The 18,925-nt window shown below is 71.9% G+C and carries 13 protein-coding genes; 6 read left to right on the forward strand and 7 right to left on the reverse strand.

Features of this window, described 5'->3' with window-relative positions; translation table 11 throughout:
- Positions 1-56: 56 nt before the first annotated feature.
- From ACN261_RS27330 to ACN261_RS27360, 7 genes are all read right to left on the reverse strand, one after another.
- A complete protein-coding gene (locus tag ACN261_RS27330; RefSeq protein ID WP_425852870.1) occupies positions 57-2,180 on the reverse strand; it encodes an alpha-glucuronidase in 2,124 nt (707 codons plus the stop codon).
- Positions 2,177-2,860, reverse strand: coding sequence for a hypothetical protein (locus ACN261_RS27335; protein WP_421482525.1), 684 nt, complete (start codon positions 2,858-2,860; stop codon positions 2,177-2,179). The genes ACN261_RS27330 and ACN261_RS27335 overlap by 4 nt, the downstream gene beginning before the upstream one ends.
- Positions 2,857-4,413 carry a GH39 family glycosyl hydrolase gene (locus ACN261_RS27340; protein ID WP_421482526.1) on the reverse strand — a complete coding sequence of 519 codons (1,557 nt, stop codon included), beginning with the start codon at positions 4,411-4,413 and terminating at the stop codon, positions 2,857-2,859. Before ACN261_RS27340 ends, ACN261_RS27335 begins: the two co-directional genes overlap by 4 nt.
- Positions 4,414-4,492: 79 nt before the next feature.
- A complete protein-coding gene (locus ACN261_RS27345; protein ID WP_421482527.1) occupies positions 4,493-6,106 on the reverse strand; it encodes an extracellular solute-binding protein in 1,614 nt (537 codons plus the stop codon).
- Positions 6,107-6,188: 82 nt separating this feature from the next.
- Positions 6,189-7,133, reverse strand: coding sequence for a carbohydrate ABC transporter permease (locus ACN261_RS27350; protein ID WP_425852873.1), 945 nt, complete (start codon positions 7,131-7,133; stop codon positions 6,189-6,191).
- Positions 7,130-8,098, reverse strand: a complete 969-nt coding sequence (locus ACN261_RS27355; protein WP_421482529.1) for an ABC transporter permease — start codon at positions 8,096-8,098, stop codon at positions 7,130-7,132. The genes ACN261_RS27350 and ACN261_RS27355 overlap by 4 nt, the downstream gene beginning before the upstream one ends.
- A gap of 10 nt (positions 8,099-8,108) precedes the next feature.
- Entirely contained in the window at positions 8,109-10,493 is a 2,385-nt protein-coding gene (locus ACN261_RS27360) for a glycoside hydrolase family 3 N-terminal domain-containing protein (protein ID WP_421482530.1), read from the reverse strand.
- A gap of 282 nt (positions 10,494-10,775) precedes the next feature.
- Between ACN261_RS27360 and ACN261_RS27365 the strand changes: the two genes are divergently transcribed.
- The 6 genes from ACN261_RS27365 to ACN261_RS27390 all read left to right on the forward strand — a co-directional run bounded on the left by ACN261_RS27365 (position 10,776) and on the right by ACN261_RS27390 (position 18,918).
- The gene (locus tag ACN261_RS27365; RefSeq protein ID WP_357935537.1) at positions 10,776-11,816 is read left to right on the forward strand and encodes a LacI family DNA-binding transcriptional regulator; all 1,041 of its coding nucleotides are present in this window, start codon (positions 10,776-10,778) and stop codon (positions 11,814-11,816) included.
- 15 nt (positions 11,817-11,831) lie between these two features.
- Positions 11,832-12,830, forward strand: a complete 999-nt coding sequence (locus ACN261_RS27370; RefSeq protein WP_425852876.1) for an acetylxylan esterase — start codon at positions 11,832-11,834, stop codon at positions 12,828-12,830.
- Between the two features lie 609 nt (positions 12,831-13,439).
- A complete protein-coding gene (locus ACN261_RS27375; RefSeq protein WP_421486844.1) occupies positions 13,440-14,567 on the forward strand; it encodes a cellulose binding domain-containing protein in 1,128 nt (375 codons plus the stop codon).
- Positions 14,568-14,654: 87 nt separating this feature from the next.
- Complete coding sequence (locus ACN261_RS27380; protein ID WP_425852878.1) at positions 14,655-16,694, forward strand: family 43 glycosylhydrolase; 2,040 nt, start codon at positions 14,655-14,657, stop codon at positions 16,692-16,694.
- A 78-nt stretch (positions 16,695-16,772) separates the two neighbouring features.
- Positions 16,773-18,299, forward strand: a complete 1,527-nt coding sequence (locus ACN261_RS27385) for a family 43 glycosylhydrolase (RefSeq protein ID WP_425852880.1) — start codon at positions 16,773-16,775, stop codon at positions 18,297-18,299.
- Between the two features lie 154 nt (positions 18,300-18,453).
- Entirely contained in the window at positions 18,454-18,918 is a 465-nt protein-coding gene (locus ACN261_RS27390; protein WP_421482535.1) for a PaaI family thioesterase, read from the forward strand.
- Positions 18,919-18,925 lie beyond the last annotated feature (7 nt).

An 18,925-nucleotide genomic window follows, 5' to 3' on the forward strand; every position in this document is an offset into this window, starting at 1 on the left:
GTGCCAGGTTCCGCCGGCCGACGTCGACGCCACCCCGGGGCGGGTCGGGCGCGGGGTCAGTGGATGCGGCGGCCCCGGGCGTCGGGCACCCCGGACTTGCGGAAGAAGTACGTGTTGACCTGGTCCCGCCACTCGGTCGCGCAGCGCAGCTGCTCGGCGAGACGCTCGGTGACCCGCTCGTGCACCGCCGGATCGATCATCCCGGCGAGCCGGGACCACCGGTCCCGCATCGCCACCACCTCCTCCACCCCCGCGAAGTGGGTGTCGTAGATGTGCTGGATGACCGTGCTGCCGCTGTGCAGCACGTGGGAGTACGGCACGTGGTGGAAGAAGAGCAGCAGCTCGTCCGGGCACTGCTCCAGCGACTCGTACACCTGCGACCAGGGCGGCGGGTACTGGCCGGCGAACCCGGTGCCGGTCGCACAGGTCCGGTCCACCCCGACGCCGTCGCGGTCGGCGAAGTGGTAGGTGCCCCACCGGCTGTACTCGTAGCCGTCGACCCCCGGCCCGTAGTGGCCCGCCGGGTTGACCATGAAGCCGACGCCCAGCGGGGCGGTGTACCGCTCGTAGGTGCGCCACGAGTCGTCCAGCACGGCGTGCAGCGTCTCGCGGACCAGCGCCGGGTCGCCGACCGTCGAGGCCGGGAAGGTCAGGTCGATCCACTCGTCGAGGAGCGCCGCCGGGTCGAGCCGTGGGTCCCAGGCCAGCCGGCCGAAGGCGTACAGGTTGGCCTGGGCCAGTGGATGCCCGCACCAGAACGGGTCGTCGCCCACGTTGGCCACGGCCACCAGGTCGCCGCCCCGGCGCGGCCCCGGGCCGGGCACGTCGGCCAGCACGTCGGCGACGCTGCGCTCCGCCGGCCCCCACGGCCGGAACGCCAGCACCTCGTGCCACCACGGGGCGAGGTAGCAGGCGTGCCACTGCTGGCCGGTGTACTCCTGGGTCACCTGCAACTCGACCGCCAGCCGGGTGGCCGGCATGGCGGCGATCACCGGCGAGACCGGCTCGCGGGGCTGGAAGTCGACCGGGCCGAACTTCACCTGGAGCACGACGTTGTCGGCGAACCGCCCGTCCAGCGGGGCGAAGTGGTCGTACGCGGCACGGGCCCGGTCGGTCGTCCGGTCCCGCCAGTCCTGCCGGTGGTCGTAGACGAACGCCCGCCAGTGCACCACTCCCCCGTGCGGGGCGAGCGCGCCGGCCAGCACGTTCGCCCCGTCGGCGTGGTCGCGACCGTAGCTGAACGGGCCGGGCTGCCCCTCCGAGTCGGCCTTCACCACGTACCCGCCGAAGTCGGGGATGCGCGCGTAGACCCGGCGGGTGGTGCTCTCCCACCAGTCGCGCACCCCGTCGTCGAGCGGGTCGGCGGTGGACAGGCCGCCGAGGACGACGGGGGCGGCGAAGGTCACCGACAGGTGCACCCGGACGCCGTACGGACGCAGCAGGTCGGCGATCTCGGCCACGTCGTCGAGCCGGTCGGTGAGCAGCAGCGCCTCGGTGGGGCCGACGTTGACGTTGTTCACCGAGATCGCGTTGATCCCCATCGAGGCGAGCAGCCGCCCGTACGCCCGCAGCCGTTCCCGGTCGCCGCGCGGCCGGCCGTCCCGCCAGAAGATCGACCCCCCGGCGTAGCCCCGCTCCACCTGCCCCATCACCGGGTGCACCGCCACGTTGTCCCAGTGGTCGAGCATCCGGCGGCGCAGCACCGGCAGATGCACCCGCGCCGGCTGTTCCCCGGTGAAGGCGGCCTCGCCGAGGCGGACCAGGTGGAACAGCCCGTACAGCAGTCCGACCGGGGCGTCGGCCAGCACGACCGTGACGCCGTCGCAGCGGGCCAGCAGGAAGCCCTCGTCGCCCGGCGATCCGCCGTCGGGGCCCGGGGCCGCCGTCGCGGCGGGCGGCACCACCTCGGGCAGCGGTCCCGACTCACGCAGGGCGAGCACCAGGTCGACCGGCCCGGCGACGGTCCGCTGCACCCGTCCGCCGTGCCGCGCGCAGGCGCGGGCCACCTCGTCGTGGACCGTGTCGACGAGCGGACCGTCGCCGTGCACCAGCACCCGACGGGCACCGATCGCCCGGAACGCCTCCGGCGGCAGCCACGCCGGGTGCGGCGACGGTTCCCCCGCTCCGGTGGCGGTGGCCGGGGCGGTGCCGGCGGCCGGGGCGGTGGCGGGGCTGGTCATCGGGTGAAGTCCTTCCGCACGAGGTCGGTCATCGGGGTGGCGACCCGCAGGTACGCCAGGACGAACGGCCCGGCCAGCAGCACCGGCAGCGCCTCGGAGACGAGCACGGTGAGCGCCCCGGCGGCGGCCAGCAGCAGGGCGGTGCCGACGGTGACGGTGGGCGTACGGACCAGGAAGTACAGCGCCAGCCGGAGCACGTCGCGGGTGCGGAAGGTGAACAGCGAGGCGATCACCAGCGCGTTGCCGCCGGCCAGGGTGAGCGCGCCCCCGATCGCGAGCAGCGGCACCGCCCAACCGGTGGGCACGCCCGCGACGGGCAGGTGGGCGAGGTTGACCGCGATGACGGTCAGCCAGAGCAGCAGCGGCACCCAGATCCGCAGCACCTGCGCGACGTTGGCCCGGTAACCCTGCCGGAACCGGGCGGCGGGCCGCAGGTCGGTCAGGTCGGGGCGTTGGTGGTGCAGGGCGTACAGGGCGGCGGAGACGGCCGGACCGACCGGGACCAGGCAGAGCGCCACCAGCGGCAGGTTACTGGCGTCACGGCCCAGCAGCAGCACCGGGACCAGCCCGGGGAGGGTGGTGAGGAGCAGCAGGAAACCGACGACGAGCACGGTGTACACCGCGGCGGCGGCCCGCGACAACGGGCCGTCGCCTACCTCCCGCCAGGTCTGCGCGCTCACGACCGCTCCTGCCGGTCGGCCGCCGGGGGGCCGCCGAGCAGCCGCGCCTCGTCCCACCACGGCGGGGTCTCGTCGCGGACCGCGGCCAACTCGACGAGGGTGACCTCGTGCCGGGCCAGGTCGAGGTCGAGGTCGACCCGGCCGGCGGTGATCGGCAGGGCGCGGTGCGAGCGGGCCGGTTCCGCGGCCTCCCGCAGGGCGTCGAGCTGCCCCGGGCGGGGAGACCGGGGGCGGCCCATCTCGCTCCAGGCCGTCCAGGCGTTGCCGACGTCCTCGTTGACCGAGGAGCGGAGCAGGAAGGCCGAGGTGACCTCCCCGCCCGTCGTCGGGGCGGGGGCCACCGGCACCGACAGGGCCAGCCGGTGCCGGTCGGGCACCGGGTGCAGGCCGGTGACGTCCACCGGGGCCCAGGCCAGGATGGCGACCCGGCCGTCGGGGTGCCGGGTGACCAGGTGGTCGACGCCCCGCGCGAGCACGTCGCCGCCGAGCCGGGCCAGGAACGCGTACAGGTGGTAGGTGGGTTTCTTGATCTGGCGGTGGGTGAGCAGGCCGAACCCGCCGTGGAACAGCGCGGTCGGCACCCCCACCTCCTCGAACACGTCGCTGAACGTCCAGTACGAGAAGGAGTCGACCAGGTCGCCGCCGGCCGCCAGCACCGGGGCGAGGTAGGCCGCGTGGAAGGCCGTGTCGTGGATCGGGTTGTCCGGCCGGTAGGAGGAGTTGAACTCCGTGATGTGCACCGGCAGGTCGGCCAGCGCGGTGCCGTACAGGTGCCGGCGCGGGGCGGCGAACTGTTCCAGCAGCGACGACGCCGGGGCCAGGGTCTGGTGGGTGCCGAACGGCACGTGCTGGGCGGGACCGGAGGTGTAGGCGTGCCGGCTGACGAAGTCGACAGGCACGTCGTGCGTGGTGACGAAGTCGGCGAAGGGCTCCCACCAGTCGTCCGCGCCGGGCGAGATGGCCGGTCCGCCGACCTGCAACCCGGCGTCGACCTCCTTGACCGCGTGCGCGGTCACCTCGTAGAGGCGGTGGTAGGCGTTCCGGTCGGCGTCCTGCCAGAAGTCGGGCAGGTTCGGCTCGTTCCACACCTCGATCGGCCAGCCGCGCACCTCGTCGAGGCCGTACCGGTCGACCAGGTGGGCCACCGTGGCGCGGACCAGGTCGCCCCACTCCCTGAAGCAGCGGGGCGGGGTGACGTTGCCCTGCCACCAGAACACCGTCTGCTCACCGGAGGCCAGCCCCTCGGGCATGAAGCCCAGCTCCACGAACGGCCGGATGCCGAGGGCGAGGTAGGCGTCGACGACCTGGTCGACGTACGTGAAGGAGTGGTGCACCCGGCGTTCGCCGCCGTTGTGGTAGGGGCGGTGGACGCCCACGCCGTCACTGAGCAGGCCGTGCCCCCGGATGTGCCGGAACCCGATGTCCTGCTGGATGAGGGCCAGCGAGTCCTGGTAGTCGCGGCGCAGGGCCAACTCGAAGCGTCCCGTGCCGACACACCGCCGCCAGGCGTCGGTGAGCCGCCCCACGGGTCGGGCGGGAACGGTGATCCGCATCGTGGTGTCCTCCGGTGCTCGCCGGTCCGGTGCCCGGCCCGGCCGGAACCCGTCTCGGGTTCCGGCCGGGCCTGGTCGGTCAGCCGTTGTCCTTCTCGAACCGCTCGTGCGCCTTGTTGACCAGACCGATGTACTGGTCGGCGTTCTTGGCCTTCAGCTCGCCGAGGTAGGCGTCCCACTCGGTGAGGGGCCGCTGGCCGAGGATGAACTTCAGCGTGTTCTGGATGACGTGGTCCTTCAGCGGGGTCTCCCACAGCGACGCCTGCTCCCGCTCGGAGTCGGTGAGCGGGGCCGGCGGGTCCACCGGCAGCGGCGTGCGGGCGTTCATCACCTTCTGGAACTCCATCTCCTCCGGGGAGAAGAACGACTGCACCAGGTCGAGCTTGCCGCCGTAGGAGAACACCCCGTTGCCGAAGCCGAAGTCCTTCTGCAGGTGCTTGCTGCCCTTGGGGTTGAGCCCGATCATGTCGACGTCGGGGTTGAGGGTGTACTTGCCGGCGGCGTCCTTGGTGAAGGTGGTGCCCTCGACGCCCCACTTGGCGAACTCCTGGCCGGCGTCGGAGTAGTACAGCCAGTCGATGAACTGCATCATCGCCACGAAGTTCTTGCTGTCCCGGGCCTTCTTGGAGATCATGACGCCGTTCTCCAGCCGGCTGGCCGGGTTGATCTCGCCGGCCGGGCCGACCAGCAGCGGGATCTTCGTCAGCTTGGCGTTCGGCAGGGTCTTGGCCAGGTCGGGGCGGTAGTCGTTGACCAGGGTCTGGGCGTTGCTGCCGATGACGAAGGACTTGCCGTTGGCGAGCTTCTGCCGGGCCTGCTCATCGGTCTGGGTGAAGCTCTCCGGGTCGAGCAGCTTCTCCGCCACCAGCTTGTTGAGGTAGACGATGACCTGCTTGTACTGCTCGGTGGCACCGGTGTAGACGAACTTCTTCGCCGCCGGGTCCCAGGTGGCGGGGTTCCAGCTCCACCCGGTCCGCAGGCCGTGCGCGGCGCCGACGATGCTCAGCAGTTCCCCGCCCGGGTTCGGCTTGCTCCACCGGTCCGAGTACGGGTACGAGTCGGGGTAGCGCGCCTTCATCGCCTTGAGCACGGTGTACAGCTCGTCCCAGGTCTTGGGGATCGGGAGGTTGAGCTGCTGGAGGATGTCGGTGCGCACCGCGATCGAGTACTCCGCCCACGGCTTCTCGTGCAGGCCGGGGAGCAGGTAGAACTTGCCGTCGGACTGTCGCAGCGTGTCGAACTCCGGTTGGAGGTTCCACTTGGCGATCTTGTCCTTGAGGTTGGGCATCAGGTCCAGGTAGTCGCTCACCGGCAGGATCGCGCCCGAGGAGACGAAGGCGTTCTCCGACGGGTGGTAGGTCTTCGGGATGATCAGCGGGGCGTCGCCCGCGCCGATGAGCAGGCTGCGCTTCTGCTCGTAGTCGCTCAGCGGCACGGCCACCGGGGCGAGCTTGACGTTGGTCCGCTTGGTCAGCTCCGACCAGAACAGCCAGTCGTCCTTGAGCGGGTAGTTGGGGTGGTTGTTGTAGAGGATGGGGAAGGAGAGCGGCTCGGTGGCCTTGAACTGCTTGTCGACCCCGTAGTCGGCCATCGCGCCGGCCCGGTTGCCGTCGAGGTCCTTGGCGTCCGGGGCGTCGTCGGAGCAGGCCCCGACGAGGGTGAGGGTGAGCAGCCCGGCAGTGGCTATCGCCACGCGGCGCCACGTCCTGTGGAACATGGCTCGTCCTTTCGATCAGGTGGGGTGTGGGGTGCAGTGGGTGCAGCGGTCGGCCGGGCTACCCCTTGACCGCGCCGAGCATCACGCCGGACACGAAGAACCGCTGGATGAAGGGGTAGACCGCGAGGATCGGCAGGGTGGTGAGCACGATGGTCACGGCCTGGATGGTGGCCGCCGCCTGCACCGCGTCGGACTCGGCGACGCCGCCGGCGGACTGCGCCCCGGTCGCCCCGGCGATGAGGTTGCGCAGGTAGACCGTGACCGGGAGCAGGTCCTGCTGATCCAGGTAGAGGAACGCGGTGAACCAGGAGTTCCAGAAGGACACCGCGTAGAACAGCACCATCGTGGCGATGATCGCCTTGGACAGCGGCAGCACGATCCGCAGCAGCGTGCCGTACGTGCTCAGCCCGTCGACGGCGGCGGCCTCCTCCAACTCCACCGGCAGGCTCTCGAAGAACGCCTTCATCACCAGCAGGTTGAACACGTTGATCGCGTTGGGCAGGACCACCGCCCAGATGCTGTTCTTCATGCCCAGGCTGGTGATGAGCACGTAGTTGGGGATCAGCCCGCCGGAGAAGAACATGGTGAACACGGCGATCCCGACGAGCACCCCCCGCCCCTTGAGCTGGTGCTTGGACAACACGTACGCGTAGCAGGTGGTCAGCACGATCGAGATCGCGGTGGCGACGACGGTGTAGACCACGGTGTTGCGGTAGTTCGTCCAGAACATCGGGTCGGACATCACCAGCCGGTAGGCGGTGAGGTTGAAGCCCTGCGGGACGAGGTTGACCTTGCCGGCGATGATCGGCGCCTCGTCGCTGAGCGACCGGGCCACGATGTTGACGAACGGGTAGAGCGTCACGACCACCACGAGGGTCAGCACCACGGCGTTGACCGCCTGGAAGACCCGGTAGCCGCGGGTCGGGCGGATGCCCCGGCGGCGGCGGGACACGGGGCGGGCCGCCGGGGTCTTCGGGCCGGCCGTGCCGGATGCCACGGTCACCACAGGCTCGTCCCCACCGTACGGCGGGAGATGGTGTTGGCGCTCAGCACCAGGATCAACCCGATCACCGCCTCGAACAGGCCGATCGCGGCGGCGTAGCTGAAGTTGCTGGACTCGAAGCCCAGCCGGAACAGGTACGTGGAGATCACGTCGGCGGTCGGGTAGGTCAGCGGGTTGTACAGCAGCAGGATCTTCTCGAACCCGACGGCCATGAAGGTGCCGATGTTGAGGATCAGCAGCGTCACCATCGTCGGCCGGATCCCGGGCAGCGTGACGTGCCAGGTCTGCCGCCAGCGGTTGGCCCCGTCGATGCGGGCCGCCTCGTACAGGTTCTCGTCGATGGTGGTGAGCGCCGCCAGATAGAGGATCGTCCCCCAGCCGACGGTCTGCCAGACCTCCGAGGAGACGTAGACGGCGCGGAACCATCCCGGTTGCTGCAGGAACGGCACGCCGTCCCCGCCGAGCGCCCGGACCAGCTGGTTGACCGAGCCGTCCATCGACAGCAGCTGCATCACCATCGCCGCCACGATCACGATGGACAGGAAGTGCGGCAGGTAGGACACCGACTGGACGAACCGCTTGAGCCTGCGGGCCCGGACCTCGTTGAGCAGCAGCGCCAGCACGATCGGCAGCGGGAAGCAGAACAGCAGGGTCAGCGTGCCCAGCACCAGGGTGTTGGTGAACACCTGCCAGAAGGTCGGGTCGGCCAGGAACAGCCGGAAGTACCGCAGGCCCACCCAGTACTCGCCGAACACGCTGCCGCCGGGGCTGAACCGGCGGAACGCGATCACGTTGCCGATCATCGGCAGGTACCGGAAGACCAGGAAGAACAGCAGCGGCAGGATGGCCAGCGAGTAGAGCTGCCAGTCCCGGCGCAGGGCCCGCCGCCAGGGGTTGCGGCGACGCCGGACCGGGGCGGGCGTCGCCGCGGCCGGTGGCGGCGGCCGTAGCGTCTGGGATGTCATCCTCGGCCTCCTATCCGGCCTGCGGCTCGGTGCCGGCGGACTCGACGCGTACCGCCGTGAGCAGGTGTCGTCGCGCGCCGACCTGCCGTTGCGCACCGGTCAGGCGCAGCGGCAGGGTCGCCGCGGTGTCGCCGCTGGAGCGGCCGAAGCGCAGTTCGACGTCGCCGGGTTCGACGATGCGCCGACCGTCGCGCCCGGTGAACGAGGCGACGTCGGCGGGCACGGTGAAGCTGACCTGCGCCGCCGTGCCGGGGTCGAGCGGCACCCGGGCGTAGCCGATCAGCCGGACCACGGGACGGGTGGTCTGGGCGACCGGGTCGTGCAGGTAGAGCTGGACCACCTCGGTGCCGGGTCGGTCGCCGGTGTTGCGCACGGTGATCCGTACCGTCGTCTCCCCGTCGACCGGCCAGGCCGGCGGCCCGCCGGTCCCCCCGGCGCCCGGCACCACCGGGTCGGTCCACGCGAAGGTGGTGTAGCCCAGCCCGTGGCCGAACGGGTACGCCGGGGTGGGGTCGATCGAGGACACCTCGGAGCGGCGGCCCAGCGGCGGGGTCAGGTAGGTGCCGGGCAGGCCCCCGGCGTCGCGCGGAACGCTGACCGGCAGCCGGCCGGACGGGTTCACCGCGCCGGTGAGCACCTCGGCGAGCGCCTGCCCGCCGCGCTGGCCGAGGAAGAACGCCTGGACGACGGCCGCGGCGCGCTCGTGGTCGGGGCCGAGGGCGTAGGGCCGGCCGGTCATCAGCACCAGCACCACCGGGGTACCGGTGTCGAGCACGGCCCGGACCAGGTCGGCCTGGACGCCGGGCAGTCGCAGGTCGGGCGCGTCGCAGCCCTCGCCGGAGGTGCCCCGGCCGAACATGCCGGCGCGGTCACCGACGGCGAGCACGCAGACGTCGGCCTGCGCCGCGGCGGTGACCGCCGCCGCGATGCCCGAGGTGTCGTCGCCGGTGATCGCGCAGCCCGGCTCGTGCACGAGGCCGGGAACCAGCCTGGTGAGTTCGTCGCGCAGCGACGGGATCTCCAGACCCAGCCCGTGCTCGGGGTGGCGGACCCCGACGTGGTTGGGGAAGGAGTAGCAACCGAGCAGGGCCATCGGGTCGTCGGCGACGGGGCCGACCAGGGCGACCCGCCGGCCGGGGGCCAGCGGCAGCACGCCGTCGTTGCGCAGCAGCACCACCGACTCGCGGGCCAGCCGCAGGGCGACGTCCCGGCTGGTCTCGTCGTCGAGCCGCAGGTTCGCCGCGTCCTCGGGCAGTTCCTGCCAGTCCTCGTCGAGCAGCCCGAGTTCGATCTTCTGGATCAGCACCCGGCGCAGCGCCCGGTCGATCAGCGCCTCGTCGACCGCGCCGGCCCGCACGGCCGCCACCAGCGGTTCGCCGAACGCGTCCACGGTGGGCAGTTCCACGTCGATGCCGGCGCGCAGAGCGAGCCGGGCGGCGTCGGCGGCGTCGGCGGCCACCCCGTGCAGGGTCTGCAGGAAGCGCACCGCGAAGTAGTCGGCGACGACGGTGCCGGTGAAGCCCCACTCGTCGCGCAGCAGCCCGGTCAGCAGCCCCTCGTCGGCCGCGGCGGGCAGGCCGTCGATCTCGGCGTACGAGTTCATCACGGAGCGGGCCCCGCCGAGGCGCAGGGCCATCTCGAACGGCGGCAGGATGACGTCGGCCAGTTCCCGGGGACCCATCGAGACCGGGGCGAGGTTGCGCCCGCCCCGGGAGGCGGAGTAGCCGGCGAAGTGTTTGAGGGTGGCGACGATGCCGGCGCGTTCCAGGCCCCGCACGTACGCCGCCCCGGTGGTCCCGACCAGGTACGGGTCCTCCCCGATGGTCTCCTCGGTACGCCCCCAGCGGTAGTCACGGGTGACGTCGAGCACCGGGGCGAGTCCCTGGTGGACCCCGGCGGCCCGCATCGAGCGGCCGATCCGGCCGGCCATCTCCTCGACCAGCTCCGGGTCGAAGGAGGCGCCCCAGCCCAGCGGGGTCGGGTAGACCGTGGCCCGCCAGGCGGCGAAGCCGGTGAGGCACTCCTCGTGCACCTGGGCGGGGATGCCGAACCGGCTCGCGGCGGCGATCTGCGCCTGGGAGGCGGCCAGCGAGCGGGCCCCGACCACGGGGTCGACGGGTGCGGTGCCGAACGGGCGGGTCAGCTGGCCGAGCCCGTGCCGGATGATGGTGCTCCACGGTGGCGCACCGTCGATCATGTCGGCCTGGTGCGGGGCGACCCCCTCGCCGGAGGCTTCCGCGCCGACCCAGACGCCGACGAGTTGGGCGATCTTCTCCTCCAGCGACATGAGCGGCACCAGTGCGTCGGCCCGTTGCGCGGGTGAGCGTCGGGGGTCCCGCCACGGTTGGGTTCCGCGGGGTGCCGGGCCGTCGTCGACGGGCACCTGACTTCTCATGCCACACCTCTCACCTTCGACGCTCCCCCACCCGCGCCCGCCGGACAGGCACGACGCGGCGGCGGGGGGATCGAAAATTTCGTAAACAGCGCGTTACCTTTTTCGGGCAACTTAGGAGGCATTGCCGGCGCATGTCAAGGGCCTCAATTGGGATATGTGGCCGCGTATTTCCCGGAAGGTACATTCACCCCCGTCAAAATCTGCCCGCACTGTCGAATCCCGCTTTCGAACCGAACGTGCTAGAGTTCTCCGAAACTTTCGGACGTGCCTGGTGAGGCTTCGATGACCGCGTCCCGCCCGCTCATCCCACAGGCCTCGGCCACGATCGCCACCATCGCCGAGGAGGTCGGCGTTTCGGTGGCGACCGTCTCGAAGGTGCTCAACGGGCGGGCGGACGTCGCCGCCGAGACCCGGGCGCGGGTCGAGGAGAGCCTGGAGCGCCACCGGTACCGTCGCCGCATCCGCCGGCAGTCGCCCGGGATCGACCAGATCGACCTGGTCTTCCACGAGTTCAACTCCGGCTGGGCGATGGAGATCATGAGCGGGGTCGAGGCGGTGGCCTCCGCCGCCGGGCTGGGCATCGCCATCTCCCAGCTCGACGGGGACCACCGGCCCGCGCCCCGTCGGCTCGACGCCCTGGTCGCCAGGCGTCCCCTGGGCCTGCTCTTCGTGCTCTGCCACCCGACCCCGCCGCAGCAGCTCATGCTGGCCGAACACCGCATCCCGTTCGTGGTCGTCGACACCGACAGCGCCACCTCCGCGTCCGTGCCGACGGTCGGCTCCAACAACTGGAACGGCGGCCTGCTGGCCACCCGGCACCTGCTGGAGCTGGGGCACCGCCGGATCGCCGTCATCTCCGGGCCCCGCGACGTGCTGTGCAGCCAGGCCCGCGCCGCCGGCTTCCGCTCCGCCCACGACGAGATCGGCCTGCCCCTGGACGCCGACCTGGTGCGCTACGGCAGCTTCTACGTCGACGGCGGGCACGACCACGGCCTGGAACTGCTCGCCGGGCCCGACCGGCCGACCGCGATCTTCGCCGGCTCGGACCTGCAGGCCATCGGCGTGCTCCGGGCCGCCCGCCGGCTCGGCCTGCGGGTCCCCGACGACCTCTCGGTGATCGGGTACGACGACCTGCCGGTCGCCGGCTGGACCGACCCGCCGCTGACCACCGTGCACCAGCCCCTGCGGGACATGGCCGGCACCGCCACCCAGATGCTGCTGGAGCTGGCCCGGGGCGCGACGGTGGCGACCAGCCGGATCGACCTGGTGACCGAGCTGGTCGTCCGGGAGAGCACCGCCCCACCCGCCACCACCCGTCCCTGAGCACCCGAGGAAACCATGGCATCCAGTGAGGACCTGCGGCGGTACACGCCGACCGTCGTCGAACCGGCCGACTTCGACCAGTTCTGGCGGGACACCCTCGTCACGGCGCGTGAGCGCCCGGTGCTGGTCGACGTCCGCCCACACCGGACCGACCTGCGGCTGGTCGACACCTGGGACGTCACCTTCGCCGGGTTCGCCGGTGACCCGGTGCGGGCCTGGTACACCCGCCCGGCCGGGGTCGGGACGGCACTGCCCGCCGTGGTCGAGTACGCCGGCTACGGGCGCGGCCGGGGCCTGCCGCACGAGCGGCTGACCTGGCCGGTGGCCGGGTACGCGCACCTGCTGATGGACAACCGGGGCCAGGCCGGGCTGCACGGCGCGGGCGACACCCCCGACCCGCACGGCGCGCCCGGCGGCCCGTGGCCCGCCACCTGGGGCATCCTCGCCCCGCACGACTACCACTACCGCAGGCTGATCACCGACGCGGTCCGCGCGGTCGACGCGGTCCGCGCGCTGCCCGGGGTGGACCCGACCCGGGTGGCCGCCGTCGGCAACAGCCAGGGCGGCGGGCTCGCCCTGGCCGTCGCCGGCCTGCGCGACGACCTCGCGGCGCTGCTGAGCACCGCGCCGTTCCTCTGTGACGTCCAACGCGGGATCGAGCTGACCGACGCCGCCCCGTACGGCGAGATCGCCAGGTACCTGTCGGTGCACCGGCAGGTCGAGGAGGCCGTCCGGCACACGCTGTCCTATGTCGACGGGGTGACCTTCGCCCGGCGGGCCACCGCGCCCGCGCACTTCGGCATCGGTCTGCGCGACAACGTCTGCCCGCCGAGCACCGGCTTCGCCGCCTACAACCAGTACGGCGCGGCCAACGACCGGGAGGGGACACCACCCCGGGAGCTGCACACCTACCCGTTCAACGGCCACGAGGGCGGCGAGGCGTGGCAGGTCGAGCGGCAACTGCGCTGGCTCGACCCGCTGCTGCGCCCGGCCACCGGCCACCCGACGCGGTGACCGTCGGGCGGTGACCGACGCCGCGCGGGTGGGGAAACCGGCCCGACCGGCGGACGGGACGCCGCCCGGCGTCAGGGCGGTCCACGCCATCCGGCGTCGTCGGGAAACCGGCCGGTAGTTCACCCGGGCATCGTCGCGCACCGATCTGTTGCCGATGTTAGCGATAACACGATATGGTGCATCGCGGCGGGAGCGCAGGGCACGCTCCGGCCGTGGTCACCGGTTCGTCCATCCGCCGGGTTCCTCCACCTGCGGGGTCGGTGGCCACCGGCACACACGGCGTCCACCGCCGGTGACGCGGTCCGGGTTCCCGGTCGACGCGCGTGGCGCACCTCCGCCCGTCAACTCCAGGGCAATCCGCCGGGCACCCGGCGGTCGGTCCGTGCGCGCGGGCGACGTCCGGGCCCGTGCCGGCACACCCCCTTGTCCACGAGCCGGACGAGACGGCGACATCCCGCAACGGTCGCCGTGCTGCACGTCCGCACCGCGCTCCGCACGCCACCCCAGGGAGTTTCCATGAGCGGCACGAGCTGCCCGAACGCCGGGCCACCCCCGTCCGACCACCCCCACCCCGCCCGTACCGCACCCGCCGGCCGACGGCTGCCCACCATGCGGCGCGGCCTGCGCCTGCTGGGCCTGGCCACCGCCGCCCTGGTGGCCGCCGTCGCCACCGGGTCGGTGGTGACCGCACCCGCCAACGCCGAGTCCAACGGCGGGGTCCGGGTGATGCCCCTCGGCGACTCGATCACCGACGGCTTCAACGTCCCCGGTGGCTACCGCATCGAGCTGTGGCAGCGGATGGTCGCCGACGGCTACCGGGTCGACTTCGTCGGCTCGATGTTCAACGGTCCGTCCAACCTCGGCGACCACGACCACGAGGGCCACTCCGGCTGGACCATCGCCCAGATCGACGCCAACGTGGTGAACTGGCTGCGCAACACCACCCCGCGCACGGTGCTGCTGCACATCGGCACCAACGACATGTACAACGCCTCCGGCGCGCCGACCCGGCTCTCCACCCTGATCGACAAGATCACCAACACCGCACCGAACGCGGACGTCTTCGTCGCCACGATCATCCCGCGCAACGGCACCGAGTCGGCGGTCCGCACGTTCAACGCGGCGATCCCCGGGATCGTGCAGAGCAAGGTCAACGCCGGCAAGCGGGTGCACCTGGTGGACATGTTCAGCGCGGTGGGCACGGGCGACCTGGCCGACGGCATCCACCCCAACGCCACCGGCTACCGCAAGATGGCCACCACCTGGTACAACGCCCTGCGGGCGGTGCCCGGCAGCCTCGGCGGCAACACGCCGACCACCCCGCCGACCACCGCCCCGCCCACCACGCCGCCGCCCACCACCCCACCGCCGACCACGCCGCCGCCCACCACACCCCCGCCCACCACCCCGCCGCCGTCGGCGGGCTGCCGGGTCGCGTACACGGTCAACGCCTGGAACTCCGGCCTGACCGCCTCGATCAGCATCACCAACACCAGCAGCACGGCGGTCAACGGGTGGGCGCTGGCGTTCACCCTGCCCGGCGGGCAGACCATCACCGGCAGCTGGAACGCCACCTACACGCCGACCAGCGGGGCGGTCACCGCCCGCAACGTCTCCTACAACGGCACGATCGCGCCGAACACCTCGGTCGACGTCGGCTTCCAGGCCGAACACACCGGCAACGCGGCCAAGCCGACCGCGTTCACCCTCAACGGCACCGCCTGCACGGTCGCCTGATCCACCCGTCCGGCACCGGTGTGCGTGCGCACCGGTGCCGGACGTCTTCCCACCACCGACTCCCACCACCCCCAGTAGGAGTACCGAATGCGACTCACCAGAACAGGACCGGGCCGGGTGCTCCTGGCCGCCGGCCTGATCGCCGCCGCAACGGCGGTCGCCCTACCGGCCCAGGCCGCGGCGGCCGGCTGCGCGGTCGACTACACCGTCTCGTCCGAGTGGGGCGGCGGCTTCGGCGCGAACGTCGCCATCACCAACCTGGGCGACCCGATCGACGGCTGGACCCTGACCTGGTCGTACGGGGCCGGGCAACAGGTCACCCAGGCGTGGAACGCCACCGTCACCCAGTCCGGCGCGCAGGTCACCGCCCGCAACGTCAGCTACAACGCCACGATCGGCACCGGCGCCACCGTGTCGTTCGGCTTCAACGGCTCGTGGAACGGCAGCAACCCGAAGCCGACGAGCTTCACCCTCAACGGCACCACCTGCACCGGCGGCACGACCACCCCGCCGCCCACCACGCCACCGCCGACCACGCCACCGCCCACCACGCCGCCGCCGACCACACCCCCACCGACCACGCCGCCGCCGACCACCCCGCCGCCCACGACGGGCCCGTGGCCGCCGTCGTCCACCTTCAGCAACCCGGTGATCTGGCAGGACTTCGCCGACATCGACATCCTGCGGGTCGACGACACCTACTACTACTCGGCGTCGACCATGCACTACTCCCCCGGTGCGCCGGTGCTGCGCTCCTACGACCTGGTCAACTGGGAGTTCGCCGGCCACTCGGTGCCCAAGCTGGACTTCGGCCAGAAGTACGACATGTCCGGCGGCCGGGCGTACGTCGACGGGATCTGGGCGTCGTTCCTGGGCTACCGCAAGAGCAACAAGACGTTCTACTGGGGCGGTTGCGTCGACTTCAGCAAGACCTACATCTACACCGCGCCGTCGGCCGAGGGGCCGTGGACCCGGCACACCACCCTCAACAGCTGCTACTACGACGCGGGTCTGCTCGTCGACGACAACGACACCATGTACGTGGCGTACGGCAACACGAACATCAGCGTCGCCCAGCTCTCCGCCGACGGGAAGACCCAGGTCCGCTCGCAGCAGGTGTTCACCACCCCGTCGAGCGTGGGCACCCTGGAGGGGGCCCGGTTCTACAAGCGCAACGGCAGCTACTACATCTTCCTGACCCGGCCGGCCAACGGTCAGTACATCCTCAAGGCGTCCAGCCCGTTCGGGCCGTACACGATGCAGCAGGTGCTGCTGAACCTGCCCGGACCGATCTCCGGCGGCGGCGTGCCGCACCAGGGTGGTCTGGTGCAGACGCAGAACGGCGACTGGTACTACATGGGCTTCCAGGACGCCTACCCCGGCGGCCGGGTGCCGGTGCTCGCCCCGGTCACCTGGAACTCCAGCGGCTGGCCGGTGATCCAGCTCGTCAACAACGCCTGGGGCGGCTCGTACCCGTACCCGAACGTGCCCCGGCCACCACGCCAGGTCAAACCCATGATCGGCACCGACACCTTCGCCGGCACCACACTCGGCCCGCAGTACGAGTGGAACCACAACCCGGACAACTCGAAGTGGTCGGTCAACGACGGGCTGCGGCTGCAGACCGCGACCGTGACCAACGACCTCTACTCCGCGCGCAACACGCTGACCCACCGCATCCAGGGACCGAGGTCCACCGCCACCATCGAACTCGACTACTCCACCATGCGCGACGGTGACCGCAGCGGCCTGGCGATGCTGCGCGACCAGTCGGCCTGGATCGGCGTGCGGCGGGACAACGGCGCGACCCGGGTCGCCGTGGTCAACAACCTGACCATGGACAGCAACTGGAACACCACCAACACCGGCACCGAGGTCGCCGGGGCCGGCATCTCCGGCGGTAAGATCTGGCTGCGGATCAACGCCGACATCAGTCCCGGCTCGGGTCGACAGGCCCGCTTCTCGTACAGCACCGACGGGGTGAACTTCACCTCGCTCGGCCCCGCGTTCACCCTCAACAACGCCTGGCAGTTCTTCATGGGCTACCGGTTCGCCATGTTCAACTACGCCACCAGCTCCCTCGGTGGCGCGGTGACCGTCCGGAAGTTCGACCTGGCCAAGTCGTAGGACCCGTCCCCCTCGCCGGCCGACCACCCCCGTGGTCGGCCGGCGAGGCGTATCCCCCACCCCCGACAGGAGCACCGCATGTCCGCCTCACCCGACCCCCGGTCGGCGGTCCCGCCCACCACCGCCACCCGCACCACCACACCCCGCACCGCCCCGCGGCCCGGCCGCCGTCCCGGCCGGGCCCGGACGGCGGCGCTGCTCGTGCTGGCCCTGCTGGCCGGCCTGCTGACCGCCGCCGCCCCGGCCGGGGCGGCCCCCGCCGTGCGGGCCAGCAACCCGCTGGTCGCGCAGCGCGCCGACCCGCACATCGTGCGGCACACCGACGGCTACTACTACATGACCGCCACCGCCCCCGAGTACGACCGGATCGTGCTGCGCCGGGCCACCACCCTCCAGGGCCTGTCCACCGCCCCGGAGACCGTCATCTGGCGGCGGCACACCAGCGGCATCATGGGCGCGCACATCTGGGCCCCGGAGATCCACTTCATCGACGGCCGCTGGTACGTCTACTTCGCCGCCGGCGCCACCGACAACGTCTGGGCGATCCGGATGTACGTCCTGGAGGGCACCGGGGCGAACCCGCTGACCGCGAGCTGGGCCGAGAAGGGGCAGATCCGTACCCCCTGGGAGACCTTCGCGCTGGACGCGTCGACGTTCGTCACCAACGGGGTGCGCTACCTGATCTGGGCGCAGGCCGAGCCGGGCATCGCCACCAACTCCAACCTCTACATCGCCCGGATGGCGAACCCGTGGACGCTCAGCGGCTCCCCCACCCGGATCGCCGTGCCCACCCTGGACTGGGAGATGCGCGGCGGGGTGAAGGTCAACGAGGGACCGACCGTGCTGCAACGCAACGGCAGGATCTTCCTGACCTACTCGGCGAGCGCGACCGACGCCAACTACTGCCTCGGGATGCTGACCGCCTCGGCGGGCAGCGACCTGCTCCGGGCCTCCTCCTGGGTGAAGTCGCCGCAGCCGGTCTTCACCAGCAACGCCGCGACCGGCCAGTGGGGGCCGGGGCACAACTCGTTCACCGTCTCCGAGGACGGGCAGAGCGACATCCTCGTCTACCACGACCGCAACTACCGGGACATCAGCGGTGACCCGCTGCGCGACCCCAACCGGCGCACCCGCATCCAGAAGGTCTACTGGAACGCCGACGGCACCCCGAACTTCGGCATCCCGGTGCCCGACGGGGCCACCCCGGTCCGGCTGCGGTCGGACAACCTGCCCGACCGGTTCGTCCGGCACTGGGAGTACCGGGCCCGGCTGGAGGCGAACGTGACCAACCTCGCCGACTCGCAGTTCCGCCTGGTGCCCGGCCTGGCCGGCGGCACCACGGTCTCCCTGGAGTCCACCAACTTCCCGGGTTACTACCTGCGGCACCGCAACTGGGAGGTGTGGGTCGAGCGGGACGACGCGTCGTCGACGTACCGCGCCGACGCCAGCTTCGTGCAGCGGCCCGGCCTGTCCAACGCCGCCGGGGTGTCGTACGAGGCCGTCAACTATCCCGGCCAGTACCTGCGCCACAGCAACGGCCTGCTCTACCTGCGGACCGTCACCGACGCCACCGGTAACGCCGAGGCCACGTTCGTACTGGAGTGACCGCTGCCCGCCGGGCCGTCCGAACCCGGGCGGCCCGGCGGCCGGGTCCACGGTGGACGATCCGGCGGGCGGGGCGTCCGGGTGGTGAATCCGGTACGCCAGGGTGATCAGGTAGGGACGGAGCGCTACCCGGTCTTCGCCTATAGTGGCGTCCATGCCTAGCCGAGCTGTGATGTCGGTCGATGAGGCGCGGGCCTGGCTCGCCGAGGTCATCTCCGGCGCCGAGCGCCTGCGCCTGGAGTCGGTCGACGACGGGCGGGTCGTCTCGGTGACCGGCCCCGACTGCCTCGAACTCCGCCTCGACGGCACGATCTCCGGGCCGGCGATGTTCTGGGCGATGGACCTGACCGGCTTCGTCGCGGTCACCGTGCTGATCGGCCCGGCGCCGGCAATGGTGCTGGCGCACAGCAGCATCAGCTTCCTCGAACCCGCCGAGCCCGGCGAGCTGCGGGTCACCGCCGAGGTGATCAAACTGGCCAGCCGGTCGGCGGTGGTGGAGGCCCGCGCCAGCGACCGTCGGGGCACGCTGGTGGCCGCGTCCACCCTGCACTTCGCGCTGCCGTCGCGGGCCACCCGGGCGGCCCTGCGCGCCGAGCAGGCCGTCCGGGCCGGTAGCTGACCCACCG

The sequence above is a fragment of the Micromonospora sp. WMMD723 genome (assembly GCF_049863385.1).
GTDB lineage: Bacteria > Actinomycetota > Actinomycetes > Mycobacteriales > Micromonosporaceae > Micromonospora > Micromonospora wenchangensis.